10 protein-coding genes are annotated in these 13,394 nt (G+C 61.8%); 5 read left to right on the top strand and 5 right to left on the bottom strand.

Annotated elements, in window-relative coordinates; all coding sequences use genetic code 11:
* The first annotated feature begins 76 nt into the window (after nt 1-76).
* Genes map through QZW03_RS14145 form a run of 3 tightly spaced genes read left to right on the top strand, consistent with a single transcriptional unit; the run spans nt 77 to nt 3,745 of the window.
* Nucleotides 77-886 (top strand): type I methionyl aminopeptidase, encoded by an 810-nt coding sequence (map, locus tag QZW03_RS14155; RefSeq protein ID WP_296510660.1) that lies wholly within the window; start codon nt 77-79, stop codon nt 884-886.
* Between the two features lie 10 nt (nt 887-896).
* Nucleotides 897-3,494, top strand: a complete 2,598-nt coding sequence (locus tag QZW03_RS14150; protein ID WP_296510659.1) for a [protein-PII] uridylyltransferase — start codon at nt 897-899, stop codon at nt 3,492-3,494.
* 5 nt (nt 3,495-3,499) lie between these two features.
* On the top strand, nt 3,500-3,745 hold the full coding sequence (locus QZW03_RS14145; RefSeq protein ID WP_296510658.1) for a hypothetical protein: 246 nt from the start codon (nt 3,500-3,502) through the stop codon (nt 3,743-3,745).
* A gap of 29 nt (nt 3,746-3,774) precedes the next feature.
* Here QZW03_RS14145 and def read toward each other — a convergent pair whose 3' ends face one another.
* The 5 genes from def to QZW03_RS14120 all read right to left on the bottom strand — a co-directional run bounded on the left by def (nt 3,775) and on the right by QZW03_RS14120 (nt 11,466).
* A complete protein-coding gene (gene def / locus QZW03_RS14140; protein ID WP_296510657.1) occupies nt 3,775-4,314 on the bottom strand; it encodes a peptide deformylase in 540 nt (179 codons plus the stop codon).
* Nucleotides 4,311-6,386, bottom strand: a complete 2,076-nt coding sequence (gene ligA, locus QZW03_RS14135; RefSeq protein ID WP_296510656.1) for an NAD-dependent DNA ligase LigA — start codon at nt 6,384-6,386, stop codon at nt 4,311-4,313. The genes def and ligA overlap by 4 nt, the downstream gene beginning before the upstream one ends.
* A 14-nt stretch (nt 6,387-6,400) precedes the next feature.
* Nucleotides 6,401-7,438 (bottom strand): cell division protein ZipA C-terminal FtsZ-binding domain-containing protein, encoded by a 1,038-nt coding sequence (locus QZW03_RS14130; RefSeq protein WP_296510655.1) that lies wholly within the window; start codon nt 7,436-7,438, stop codon nt 6,401-6,403.
* Nucleotides 7,439-7,457: 19 nt separating this feature from the next.
* Nucleotides 7,458-10,973: a chromosome segregation protein SMC gene (smc, locus tag QZW03_RS14125; RefSeq protein WP_296510654.1), complete on the bottom strand. Its 3,516-nt coding sequence runs from the start codon at nt 10,971-10,973 to the stop codon at nt 7,458-7,460.
* Between the two features lie 121 nt (nt 10,974-11,094).
* Nucleotides 11,095-11,466, bottom strand: a complete 372-nt coding sequence (locus QZW03_RS14120) for an Hpt domain-containing protein (protein WP_296510653.1) — start codon at nt 11,464-11,466, stop codon at nt 11,095-11,097.
* An 83-nt stretch (nt 11,467-11,549) separates the two neighbouring features.
* Here QZW03_RS14120 and dapC point away from each other — a divergent pair, with 83 nt between their 5' ends.
* On the top strand, nt 11,550-12,761 hold the full coding sequence (dapC, locus tag QZW03_RS14115; protein ID WP_296510652.1) for a succinyldiaminopimelate transaminase: 1,212 nt from the start codon (nt 11,550-11,552) through the stop codon (nt 12,759-12,761).
* 39 nt (nt 12,762-12,800) lie between these two features.
* On the top strand, nt 12,801-13,394 hold a 594-nt coding region (locus QZW03_RS14110; protein ID WP_296510651.1), incomplete at its 3' end, for a 2,3,4,5-tetrahydropyridine-2,6-dicarboxylate N-succinyltransferase.

Here is a 13,394-nt window from a genome sequence, read left to right as displayed (position 1 = left end):
CTCATTTTACCCGCCGCCGCACCCCGCTTTTCCACACAGGTCTCGCGGTGTTTGGCGGATGGGATAATCCTGCCCCATGACTATCACTTACAAAGACGCCCAAGGCATTGCCGGCATGCGCATCGCGGGCAAACTGGCCTCTGAAGTTCTGGATTACCTCACGCCCTTCGTGCAGCCCGGCGTGACGACCAATGAGCTCGACAAGCTGGCCCACGACTACATCACCCAGGTGCAGGGCGCCATTCCGGCCCCCTTGAACTACACCGGGGGCGGCAACACGCCCTACCCCAAGTCCATCTGCACCTCGGTCAACCAGCAGGTGTGCCACGGCATTCCTAACGACAAGCAGCTCAAAAAAGGCGACATCGTCAACATCGATGTCACCGTCATCAAAGACAGCTGGCACGGCGACACCAGTCGCATGTTTCTCGTGGGCGACTGCTCGATTGCGGCCAAGCGCCTGTGCTCCATCACCTATGAGGCCATGTGGGTGGGCATCCAGATGGTCAAGCCCGGCATTCACCTCGGTGACATCGGCCACGCGATTCAGCGCTTTGCTGAAGGCAAAGGCTTCAGCGTGGTGCGCGAGTTTTGCGGCCACGGCATCGGCCAGGTTTTTCACGAAGAGCCCCAAGTGCTGCACTACGGCAAGCCCGGCACCCTGGAAAAGCTCAAGGAAGGCATGACCTTCACCATTGAGCCCATGATCAATGCCGGCGGCAAAGACATCAAAGACGGCCCTGAAAAAGACGGCTGGAGCATCGTCACCAAAGACCGCTCCCTGTCCGCCCAGTGGGAGCATACGGTGCTGGTGACCCCCACCGGCTATGAGGTGCTGACCCTGTCTGCCGGTAGCCCTGCGACGCCCGACTTTGTGACTGCCTGACCACGCCACGATGACCGAACTGCAAGCCCTGCGGACTGACTACCGGGCCCGCAAAGCCCAATTGCTGGATCAAGTAGCCTCCCCCCAGGCCACCGGGCGTCAGGTGCGCAAGGTACTGCAACATATGGCGGACCTGACCGATGAGGTACTGCGCTGTCTGTGGACCGGCGCGGGCATGGGCGAGCCGTTTGCGTTGTTGGCGGTGGGCGGCTATGGCCGCGCCGAGTTGTTTCCGCATTCCGATGTGGATGTGCTGGTACTGCTGCCCGACGGCCAAAGCGCCGAGTTCGATGGGGAGCTTAAGAAACGCATAGAAGCGTTCATCGGGACCTGCTGGGACGTGGGGCTCGAAATCGGCTCCAGCGTTCGCACGCTCTCTGACTGCTTGTCGGAGGCCGAAAAAGACGTGACCGTGCAGACCGCATTGTTGGAGTGCCGGCTGATCACCGGCAATGCAGCGCTGGTGGCCCAGTTTCAGGCCGCCTACCGGCAGGCTATGGACCCAAAAGCCTTTTTTGTGGCCAAAACGCTAGAGCTGCGCCAGCGCCACACCAAGTTTGAAGACACGCCCTACTCGCTGGAGCCCAACTGCAAAGAGTCGCCCGGTGGCTTGCGCGACCTGCAGGTTATTTTGTGGGTTGCCAAAGCGGCAGGCTATGGAGAACACTGGGCCGATCTGGCCCGCGGCGGCCTCGCTACCGCCTTCGAGGTTAAGCAGATTGAGCGCAACGAGACCTTGTTGCTGCTCATTCGTGCCAAGCTGCACTTCATTGCCAAGCGCCGCGAAGACCGCTTGATTTTTGACTTGCAGAATGCGGTAGCCGAGTCGTTTGGTTTTGTTCCGGTGCAAGCCGACAAAGACCGCAAGCAAATGGTGCGCGCCAGCGAAGCGCTGATGAAGCGCTACTACTGGGCCGCCAAGGCGGTGACCCAGCTCAACCAGATTCTGCTGATGAACATTGAGGAGCGGCTCAACCCCTCCACCCATGCGCCACGCCGCATCAATGATCACTTCAACGACAAAGCCGGCATGATCGACGTGGCGAGCGACGACCTGTACCGCCGCAACCCGCACGCCATTCTGGAGACCTTTCTGGTCTACCAGACCACGGTGGGTGTCAAAGGTTTGTCCGCCCGCACCCTGCGCGCGCTCTACAACGCCCGCGACCTGATGGACGCCGCCTACCGGCGCGACCCGGTGAACCGGGCCACCTTTTTGCAAATCATGCAGGCGCCGGACGGCATTACCCATGCCATGCGGCTGATGAACCAGACCTCGGTGCTGGGGCGCTACCTGTGGGTGTTCCGCAAGATCGTGGGGCAGATGCAGCACGATCTGTTCCACGTCTACACCGTGGACCAGCACATCCTGATGGTGCTGCGCAATGCGCGGCGTTTCTTCATGGTGGAGCATGCGCACGAGTACCCGTTTTGCTCGCAGCTGGCCTCCGGCTGGGACAAGCCCTGGATTTTGTACATCGCGTCCCTGTTCCACGACATCGCCAAAGGCCGGGGTGGCGACCACTCGGAGCTGGGCATTGTGGAAGCGCGCCGCTTCTGCAAAGACCACGGCGTGCCGGCTGAAGACGCCAAGCTGATCGAGTTTTTGGTGGGTGAGCACCTGACCATGAGCCGCATCGCCCAAAAGTCGGATTTGTCGGACCCCGACGTTATTCAGGAGTTCGCCAAACGCGTGGGCAACGAGCGCTACCTGACAGCGCTCTACCTCCTTACTGTGGCCGATATCCGTGGCACCAGCCCGAAGGTCTGGAACGCCTGGAAAGGCAAGCTGCTCGAAGACCTGTACCGCTACACCGCGCGCGCCCTCGGTGGCCGCGCACCTGATGCGGATGCTGAGGTCGAGCAACGCAAGCGCGAAGCGCTGGTGATGGTGGCCCTGTACGCCCTGCCCTTCGAGGCTCACAAGCCTTTGTGGGACACCCTGGATGTGGGCTACTTCATGCGCCATGATGCTGCGGACATTGCCTGGCACACCAAGCAGCTGTCCCGGCTGGTGGCGACCGACCAGCCGGTGGTGCGGGCGCGCCGCTCGCCGGTGGGCGAAGGCCTGCAGGTGGTGGTCTACACGCAAGATCAGCCAGATTTGTTTGCCCGCATTTGCGGCTATTTCGATCAAGGCGGCTTCAGCATTCTGGATGCACGCATCCACACCACCAAAAAAGGCTATGCGCTGGACACCTTCCAGGTGGTCACCACGGCCGACATGGACGAGCACTACCGTGAAATGACCAGCATGCTGGAAAACGGCTTAGCCCAGGCGATTGCGGAGGCCGGCCCCCTGCCCGCCCCGAGCCGGGGCCGCGTGTCCCGCCGGGTCAAGAGCTTTCCGATTGCTCCGCGCGTTTCACTCAAGCCGGATGAGAAAGCCCAGCGCTGGCTGCTCAACATCTCGGCCAGCGACCGCCTGGGCCTGCTGTATTGCATCGCCCGAGTGCTGGCCAAGCACCACATTGTGGTGCAGCTCGCCAAAGTAGCGACACTGGGCGAGCGCGTCGAAGACACCTTTTTGATCCACGGTTCGCAGTTGCAACACAACCGCGCTCAGATCGATATTGAAACCGAAATACTGGACGCCCTCGCGTCCTGACACCTATGCCCGCTACTGAAATCACGGTGACTGCAGCCGGCTCTGTGGCCGGTAAAGAGTTGCTCATTCCTACCGGTCAACAGGCCGAAACTCTGCCGCATATTCAAGACTGGGTTACCGCCCAGCTGAGCGCAAGAAAACCGGTCAAAGACGTGAGCAGCCAGGTGCTGGTTAAAGGCATCAAACAATGGGCCGCTTACGAGCGCAAAGTCGGCGGCAAGCGCGTACTGACGGTGTTCAAAATCACCTGAGTGGCCCCAAGGCCGCACTGGCGACCTGCTTAGTCGTCTTCAGCCGCCGCAATTCCCGGGAACAAGACTTCGGTGAACCCGAACTGGGACAAGTCGCGCATGCGCATCGGGTAAAGCTTGCCCCACAGGTGGTCGCACTCGTGCTGGACTACGCGCGCATGGAAACCTTCGACGGTGCGGTCGATGGCATCGCCGTACTGGTCTGACCCGGTGTAGCGAATGTGGGACCAACGTGGCACCTTGCCCCGCATGCCGGGCACGGAGAGGCAACCCTCCCAATCACTTTCTTCGGCGTCGCCGATGGGCGTGATGACGGGATTGCACAGCACGGTGGGGGGCACGACCGGACGATCCGGGTAACGCGGGTTTCGCTCATGGCTGCCAAAAATCACGACTTGCAGGTCCACCCCGATCTGCGGTGCCGCGAGGCCGGCACCATTGGCGGCTCTCATGGTGTCCAACAGGTCGGTGATCAAAAGGTGCAGGGCATCGCTGTCGAAATCCGTGACCGGCTGCGCAGCGCGCAGCAAGCGCGGGTCGCCCATTTTGAGAATCTCGCGTACTGTCATTTCAGCAACTCCAGAAGACCGGCTTCATCCAACACTGCCACACCCAGTTCGCGGGCCTTGTCGAGCTTGCTGCCGGCCTCAGTACCGGCCACGACATAGTGGGTTTTTTTGCTCACGGAGCCGCTAACTTTGCCGCCAGCCGCTTCAATCAGGTCTTTGGCCGCATCCCGCCCCAGCGTGGGCAAGGTGCCGGTGAGCACCAGAGTCTTGCCGGCAAGGGGCTTGGGCCCGGCGTCGGCGGCAGCGCCCTCGGGCCAGGTGACACCGCAGGCGCGCAACTGCTCCACCACTTCCCGGTTGTGTGGCTGGTCGAAGAAGGTGCGAATGGCCTTGGCAACGATAGGCCCCACATCGGAGACGCCCAACAAGGCTTCTTCGCTGGCGTCCATGATGGCGTCCAGCGTTCCGAAGTGGCGGGCCAGCTCTTTGGCGGTGGCCTCGCCGACATGGCGAATGCCAAGGCCAAACAAAAACCGGGGCAAGGTGGTTTGCTTGGACTTTTCCAAAGCATCCACAATGTTTTGAGCTGATTTGTCGGCCATCCGGTCCAGGCTTGCCAAGGCAGTCAGCCCCAGGCGGTAGAGGTCGGGTAGCGTGCGGATCACATTCGTGTCGACCAACTGCTCTACCAGCTTGTCGCCTAGCCCCTCCACCTCCACGGCGCGGCGCTGGGCGAAATGCAGAATCGCCTGCTTGCGCTGGGCGCTGCAAAACAGCCCCCCGCTACAGCGGTGGTTCATCTCGGTTTTTTCGCGCACCACGGTGCTTCCGCAGATCGGGCAGGCGCGCGGCATGCGGAAGTTGGGCACATAGCTGGTCCGGGGGCCACTGCTCACAATGCCTACCACCTCGGGAATCACGTCGCCAGCGCGGCGCACGATGGCACTGTCGCCCACCCGGACCCGCTTGCGGCGCAGCTCAAAGAGGTTGTGCAGCGTGGCATTCGACACCGTGGTGCCGCCTACAAACACGGGGTCGAGTCGCGCCACGGGCGTGAGCTTGCCGGTGCGCCCCACTTGCACGTCAATGCCCAGTACCCGCGTGACTTGCTCTTGCGCGGGGTATTTGTGGGCGACCGCCCAGCGGGGCTCGCGAGTCACAAAACCCAAGCGCTGCTGAAGCGCCAAGCTGTTGACCTTGTAGACCACGCCGTCAATGTCAAAAGGCAGCTGGTCGCGGGAGGCTCCGATGCGCTGGTGATATGCTATTAATTCAGGAGCGCCTTGCGCAGTATCCACGAGGGCTGAGACCGGAAAACCCCATGATTTTAGGGTTTGCAGCATGCCGTAGTGGGTACTAAACGCCGGGCCACCCTGCTCGGCCATGACGACCTCGCCCAGGCCGTAGGCAAAAAAGCTCAAGGGGCGCTGCGCAGCAATGCCGGGGTCCAGCTGGCGCACGGCCCCCGCTGCCGCATTGCGCGGGTTGACAAAGGTTTTGCCGCCTTTGTCGCGCTGTTTCTCGTTCAGCGCCTCGAAGTCGTCGCGGCGCATGTACACCTCGCCACGCACCTCCAGCACCGGGGGCACGCCGGCGGGGAGCTTCAGGGGAATCTGGCCGATGGTGCGGATGTTCTGGGTGACGTCCTCGCCGTACTCCCCATCGCCACGTGTGGCGGCCTGCACCAACACGCCGTTTTCGTAGCGCAGGCTCATGGCCAGACCGTCGAATTTGAGCTCGGCCACATATTCCACCGGCGGGTCAGCCGGAGTCAGCTCCAGCTCTTTGCGCACCCGGGCGTCAAAAGCTTCAGCGCCGGTGGACTCGGTGTCCGTCTCGGTGCGGATGCTGAGCATGGGCACCGCATGGCGCACGCTGACAAACACGTCCAGCGCCTGCCCGCCCACCCGCTGTGTGGGGGAGTCGGCAGTGACCCACTCCGGGTGCGCCGCCTCCAGTGCCTGGAGCTCCTGGAAAAGCCGGTCGTATTCGGCATCCGGCACCAGCGGCGCGTCGAGCACGTAGTAGGCGTGACCGAGGTGGTGCAACTGATCCCGCAGGGCCAAGAGTCGCAGCTTGGCGGGGTTTGCCGGCTGTGCCGGTTCTAGTGAAAACAAGTCCAGCGTAGCCATACAACCTGAAAAAATTAACTGAAGAGTCTGCGCGCGATGGGGGAGCCAGCGGCAATATCCCGCTGCTCCAGCGTGTCGTAGAGCACTTGGAGGTCGGCGGCAATCATGTCCATGGTCTGAGGCGCCAATGCCTGACCGTGGTCATCGGTCACGACACCTTCCATGGCGTGGGCCAAGGCGTCGGCAGACCCGCGCATGCGCGCAAAAGGCTGCTCCCCGCGGTCTACCTGCGCAACATCGAGGTGCAGCGACAGCTCCCGGATGGCGCTTTGCGCCGGGTCATCGGCAAGCGCGGCCTGCGAGTCAAAACCCAGCACCAGCACCGGAGGCAAACCTTCTACCGACGCAGGGAGCACCATGCGCCCGGGAATCGCACCGGCCACAAACCCGAGCCGCGCTGCGTTCTGGTGAATGTAGCCAGGGCTCCAGGACGCATTGCGGGCGCGGATGGTGAAGCCCAGCTGGGCATCGTGCGCGCTGGCAAAGTGGTCCAGCTCGCGGGCACGGGCGACTTCGTCCCGCATTTCAGGGAACTCCGGGGTCGCGTTGATGGCGTCGGCAAAAGCCTGTGTTTTGACCACAAACTCAGAGTATTCAATGTCATTGAGCGCGCCCGACCGGTTCGCGAGCTGCACCCCTGCTTGAAAGCCCCCGTAGCGCTGACCTGCGGCAGGGCTTTCCCACACCAGCGAGCTCAGGTTGTAGCCTTCGACCGAGAAAGGCTTGGTGCCCGCCCGCCGCGTGGCGGGCATGGCTGCCAACGCAGCGTCTCCCGAGACAGCGGGGGTTGCCGGGTCGAGGGCGATCGTGGCGATCACATCGATCAACGAATCCATGGCCGGCCGTGCCGGGGGGCGAGGCAAGTGAAAGGCCGGTGTTTCAGCGTCGACCTCGGTGAGAGTCGGCTCCAAGTCTGTGGAACCTTCGGTAGGTTCCTGCTGGGGCGCAGCCTGGCGCGGAGCGTTGCGACGCGAGGACCAGGCACTGTGGGCCACTACGCCGGCCAGCACGATGCCCCCTGCGATGGCCAGACCGATTTGTAAACTGCTCATAGTGTTGTGTGTTTCGTCTTCAAGCAAGCTCAGCGAGGTGGACGGCGGACTCCATGTCCACAGCAACAATGCGGGAGACGCCCTGCTCCTGCATCGTGACACCGATGAGCTGCTCTGCCATTTCCATGGCGATTTTGTTGTGACTGATAAACAGGAACTGGGTTCCCTTGCTCATGGCCGCGACCAATTTGGCGTAACGCTCTGTGTTGGCATCGTCCAGTGGCGCATCCACCTCATCGAGCAAGCAAAACGGCGCTGGGTTGAGCTGAAAAATCGCAAAGACCAGGGCAATCGCGGTGAGGGCTTTTTCGCCACCGGAGAGCAAGTGAATGGTCTGGTTCTTCTTGCCCGGCGGTTGGGCAATGACCTGCACGCCGGAATCCAGAATTTCGTCACCGGTGATGACCAGGCGCGCATTGCCGCCGCCGAAGAGCTCGGGGAACATCCGCCCGAAATGCGCGTTGACCTGGTCGAAGGTGCCGGACAGCAACTCGCGGGTTTCGGCGTCGATTTTGCGGATCGCATCTTCGAGCGTGTTCATGGCCTGGGTCAGGTCCACGTTTTGCATGTCCAGGAACTGTTTGCGCTCCCGCGCTGCGGCCAACTCTTCAAGCGCTGCGAGGTTCACTGCTCCAAGGGCCGCGATCTCACGGTTGAGGCGGTCAATGTCGCCTTGCATACCGAATAGACGCACATTGCCGTCTTTGATACTTTGCTCCACCGCGGCCAGGTCGGCCTGGGCATCGGCAAGCTGGTTTTCGTATTGTTCAAAGCCCAGGCGCGCTGCCTGCTCTTTGAGCTGAAACTCGGTGATCCGCTGGCGCAAGGGGTCGAGCTCGCGCTCCAGTTGCATGCGGCGCTCATCACTGGCGCGGAGTTTGGCGGTCAGGTCGTCGTATTCGCTGCGCTGGGCTCCCAAGGCTTTTTCACGCTCCAGTTTCAAGGCCAGTGCGTTTTGCAAGCCTGCCTGGGCGGCGGCGTCGGTGAGGCGATTCAGCTCCTCTTGCGCACGCTGCTCTTCCGCCTGAATGCTCACATTTTGCTGAATGGCAGTTTCAATGGCCCGCGACAGTTCGGCATTGCGCGCCTGCAAGCTGCGCTGGGCAAACACCGCTTCTTGGGATTGGCGCTCCAGGCTGCGTTGCTGTTCACGGCACTGATTGAGCTTGCCTTGGAGCTCTATGACCCGCTCGTCCAGTTGGGCGTGGCGCTCCTGGCTATCGGCCAGCTGCATGTCCAGCGACTCGAAGCGGGCTTCTGCCTCCACCCTGCGCTCTTGCAGATCGTCCAGTTGGGCTTCCACCTCCGCCATGTCGGAGGCGATTTGCGCACTGCGGGCGCGGGTCTGCTCCAGCACCTGCGATAAACGCAAAGTCTCCACCTGCAGCTCGTGGGAGCGGCTCTGCGTCTCGGCAGCTTCGCGCCGCGCGCTCACCAGGCGCTGTGCGCTCTCGGCATAAGCACCTTCCGCGCGGCTTAAGGCCACGCGCGACTCATCGGCAATCAACACCTGCGCGCGGACCTGTTTTTCGAGGTTCTCAATTTCTTGGGCGCGGGCCAGCAAGCCCGCCTGCTCAGAGTCCTGGGCATAAAAGCTCACGCTATGTGCCGTGACCACATGGCCGGTTTTGACATAGATGCATTCGCCAGCAGCCAGTTGGTCGCGCTGCGCCAGTGCCTCTTCAAAACTCGCCGCGGTGTAGCAGCCGTGCAACCAGTCGGTGAGCACGGCCTTTGGGCCCATGTCCTGGACTCGCAGCAAATCTGCCAAGCGGGGCAGCCGCGCCGGGCTGGAGGCAGCGGGTGCCGCTGGGGGACTGTAAAAAGCCAGTTTGGCCGGAGGCGCCTCTTGCGCAAAGGCCTTGAGCATCTCCAGGCGGGACACTTCCAGGCCACCCAGGCGTTCCCGCAGGGCGCCTTCGAGCGCATTTTCCCAACCTTGCTCGATGTGGATGCGACTCCACAGGCCTTGCAAATGGTCCAAACCGTGTTTGGCCAACCAAGGCTGCAATTTACCGTCTGTTTTAACTTTTTCCTGCAGCGCTTTGAGCGCTTCGAGACGGGCCGACAGGTCCGCCTGGCGCGATGACTCGGTGTTGACGCGGCTTTGCTGCTCTTTGCGGGCGTCGTCCAGTTGCGGCACCGCTTCTTGCAGTTCCTGCAAACGTGCGTCCGCGATCTGGTGCGCCTCTCGCGCCACCTCCAGCTGTTCTTGCAAGGCGTGCAAGCGGCTTTCGTCGGGTGCTGATAAGGCGTTGCGGTCGGTGAGCAAGCGATCTCGGCGACTGCCAAGCTGGCGGCTCTGCTCTTCAATGCCGCGCTGCTCGGCGGCAAGCACCTGAATCTGCTGCTGCACTTGGGCGACTGCGCCCCGCTGGTCGTTGGCAGCGCCCTGGGCCTTGGCCAGTGCGTCTTCTACATCCGGCAATTGCTGCGCCTGTTCTTCCACCTGTGCGGCCAAGAGTTCGGTTTGCTCTTCGCCCATGGCGGACAGCTCGGCGAGGCGTTCCATTTCGTCCTGGGCGTCGTCTTTGCGCGTGGCCCACTGAGAAATCTGCTCTTTCAGCGTAATCAGACGCTGCTCAACGCGTTGGCGCCCCTCGACCACGAAGCGGATTTCCGCCTCCAGCCGGCCCACGTCGGTGCTGGCTTCGTACAACAAACCTTGTGCCTGGTTGACCTTGTCGCCCGCTGCATAGTGTGCTTGTCGCACGGCTTCCAGGTCGGCCTCGATATGGCGCAGATCCGCCATGCGCGCTTCCAAGGCATTGACCGCGGCCAAGCCCTCGGTCTGCACTTTGGCTTGGTCCGCCAAGGCTTCGGCACGCTTCAAAAACCACTGCTGATGCTGTTTGAGCGTGACCTCGGACTGGAGGGCGTTGTATTTTTGGGCGACTTCGGCCTGCTTTTCCAGGCGGTCGAGGTTGCTCCCCAGCTCGCGCAGAATGTCTTCGACCCGCGTCAGGTTTTCACGGGTGTCGGACAGCCGGTTTTCTGTTTCGCGCCGGCGCTCTTTGTATTTGGACACCCCCGCAGCCTCTTCGAGAAACAGGCGGAGCTCTTCCGGCTTGGACTCAATGATGCGGCTGATCGTGCCCTGCCCGATGATCGCGTAAGCCCGCGGCCCGAGGCCGGTGCCCAGGAAAACGTCTTGCACGTCCCGGCGACGCACCGGCTGGTTATTGATGAAATAGCTGCTGGTGCCGTCGCGTGTGAGCACGCGCTTGACCGCGATTTCGCCGAACTGGCCCCACTGCCCGCCGGCACGGTGGTCTGCATTGTCAAACACCAGCTCCACGCTGGAGCGGCTGGCGGGCTTGCGGGTCGTTGTCCCGTTAAAAATCACGTCCTGCATGGACTCACCACGCAACTCACTGGCCTTGCTCTCACCCAACACCCAGCGCACCGCGTCCATGATGTTGGATTTCCCGCAGCCGTTCGGCCCGACCACGCCTACCAATTGACCTGGCAACAGGAAGTTCGTGGGTTCAGCAAAAGACTTGAAGCCCGAGAGCTTGATGGAATTGAGTCGCACAGTGAGAAGGAGTTAGCGCTAAGTGATTGATTTTATTGAGCTTTGCCGATGCTGTATCGGCCGGTCCGGGGGCCGGATCATACCGCGCAGGGGCGCGGCCCCATGGGCACCGGGGACGCCCTCAGCTTGCCTGACCCAGGTACGCGGCTACCTCTGCCTCCAGCAGGCGCAGCTCGGGGGCCAGCTGGGCATAGGCCGCAGCTACCGCGCCAGCCTCGCCCTTTTTGCTCATATGCTCCACCTCGGAAACACGCTCATACAGCTCGTTGGTGCAAAAAATCGGAATGAAGCCCTTCAGAGGGTGAAGCAAATGGTTGGCGCCCTGAACGTCGCCTTTGGCCAGCAGTCCGGCAATGGCCGGCACATCGTTGCGCAAGGACTCCAACACCATGGGCAGCATTTCCCGCAAAGCACCTTCATCGCCGATTTGCTCTAGGGCCCCGGCAATATTCAGGTAACGCGGTGCATCGCCGTGGGATGGAACTGCAGACATGGCTCACTCCTCAATTTCAGACAGCACTGCCCTGCTGGACAGCATCCCCGAGTTTAACGATGACTCAGGGATAATGCCTCCCCATGAATCCGAATTTGTCGCGCCTGCAGGCGTACCCGTTTGAGCGTCTGCGCCAATTGTTTGCCGGAGTGGTACCCAATCCCGCATACAGCCCCATCAGCCTTGGTATCGGCGAGCCGCGCCACCCGACTCCCCAACTGATCAAGGACGCCTATTGCCATGCTATCCAGTCAGGTGAGAGCGGCTTGGCCGCCTACCCTGCGACTGCCGGTGACCCGCAGCTCCGTCAATCGATGGTGAATTGGGTCCAGCGCCGGTATGGCTTGGCGCTCAATCCCGCCACCCAAGTGCTGCCGGTCAATGGTTCGAGAGAAGCCTTGTTCGCCTTTGCGCAGACGGTGATCAATCCAGCAGCATGCCAAGGCACCGTGCAAGTGGTGTGCCCCAACCCGTTCTATCAAATCTATGAGGGCGCGGCCCTGTTGAGCGGGGCTCAGCCTTATTTTGTGCCCTCGGTCGCGGACCGCAACTTTGCACAGGATTGGGACAGCGTTCCCACCGAGATCTGGGAAAACACCCAGCTGATGTACGTCTGTTCGCCCGGCAACCCTGCCGGCGCAGTAATGCCTCTTTCCGAGTGGGAAAAACTGTTTGCGCTGAGCGACCAGTACGGCTTTGTGATTGCCTCTGACGAGTGCTACAGCGAGATTTACTTCCGTGAAGAAGCGCCTCTGGGCGGTCTGGAGGCCGCAGCGCGCATGGGGCGCTCAGACTTTAAGAATCTGGTGTCTTTCACCAGCTTGTCCAAGCGCAGCAACGCCCCCGGCATGCGCAGCGGCTTTTGTGCCGGCGACGCCCGTTGGATTCAAAAGTTTTTGCTCTATCGCACCTACCACGGTAGCGCCATGAGTCCGGTGGTCCAAGCGGCCAGCATTGCGGCTTGGGATGACGAAGAGCACGTGATCGACAACCGGGCGAAATACCGGGACAAATTCGCGCAAGTCACCCCCCTTTTGTCCAGCGTGATGGATGTCGCCCTCCCCGACGCGGGGTTTTACCTGTGGGCCGATGTGCATGGGAGCGACACCGACTTCGCCCGTGATCTGCTCGCTCTTTACAATGTGACGGTGTTGCCCGGTAGCTATCTGGCGCGGGAAGCCCACGGGTACAACCCCGGCGCAGGCCGCATCCGCATGGCGCTGGTGGCCGAGACCGCTGAATGCGTAGAAGCAGCCCACCGTATTGTTCAATTTGTCAAAGACCGGGCGGCTTAAGCGCTGTGCCGGCAGTCCCCTTTAACTCCTGAAAACACCATGACACAACAACTGCAAACCGTGATCGAAGCTGCGTGGGAAGACCGCGCGAATATTTCCGTGGCCTCCGCCCCCGTGGAAGTCCGCGAGGCCGTCGAGCACGTCCTGAATGAATTGGACGCAGGCCGCCTGCGGGTAGCTACCCGCGAAGGCGTGGGCCAGTGGACCACGCACCAGTGGATCAAAAAGGCGGTGTTGTTGAGCTTTCGCCTCAAGGACAACGAAGTCATTCAATCCGGCGACCTAGCCTTTTACGACAAGGTGCCCACCAAGTTCGCTGGCATGAGCGCAGAAGCTCTCAAGGCCACCGGCGTGCGTGTCGTGCCTCCCGCCGTGGCCCGCCGTGGCAGCTTTCAGGGCAAGGGCGTGATCCTGATGCCTTCTTACTGCAACATCGGCTCCTTCGTGGATGAAGGCACCATGGTCGACACCTGGGCCACCGTCGGCTCGTGCGCGCAGATCGGCAAGAATGTGCACCTGTCGGGCGGCGTGGGTATCGGTGGTGTTCTGGAGCCTATGCAAGCCGGCCCCACCATCATTGAAGACAACTGTTTCGTGGGCGCACGCTCTGAGGTGGTGGAAGGCGTGATCGTT

The sequence above is a fragment of the Rhodoferax sp. genome, from assembly GCF_013297935.1.
GTDB lineage: Bacteria > Pseudomonadota > Gammaproteobacteria > Burkholderiales > Burkholderiaceae_C > Allorhodoferax.
Note: the sequence above shows the minus strand (reverse complement) of the source record. Positions and strands in the feature narration are given on the sequence as shown.

Coding starts and splice junctions, on each gene's coding strand:
- map (WP_296510660.1), top strand. CDS start 77: ATGACTATCACTTACAAAGACGCCCAAGGCATTGCCGGCATGCGCATC.
- QZW03_RS14150 (WP_296510659.1), top strand. CDS start 897: ATGACCGAACTGCAAGCCCTGCGGACTGACTACCGGGCCCGCAAAGCC.
- QZW03_RS14145 (WP_296510658.1), top strand. CDS start 3,500: ATGCCCGCTACTGAAATCACGGTGACTGCAGCCGGCTCTGTGGCCGGT.
- def (WP_296510657.1), bottom strand. CDS start 4,314: ATGACAGTACGCGAGATTCTCAAAATGGGCGACCCGCGCTTGCTGCGC.
- ligA (WP_296510656.1), bottom strand. CDS start 6,386: ATGGCTACGCTGGACTTGTTTTCACTAGAACCGGCACAGCCGGCAAAC.
- QZW03_RS14130 (WP_296510655.1), bottom strand. CDS start 7,438: ATGAGCAGTTTACAAATCGGTCTGGCCATCGCAGGGGGCATCGTGCTG.
- QZW03_RS14120 (WP_296510653.1), bottom strand. CDS start 11,466: ATGTCTGCAGTTCCATCCCACGGCGATGCACCGCGTTACCTGAATATT.
- dapC (WP_296510652.1), top strand. CDS start 11,550: ATGAATCCGAATTTGTCGCGCCTGCAGGCGTACCCGTTTGAGCGTCTG.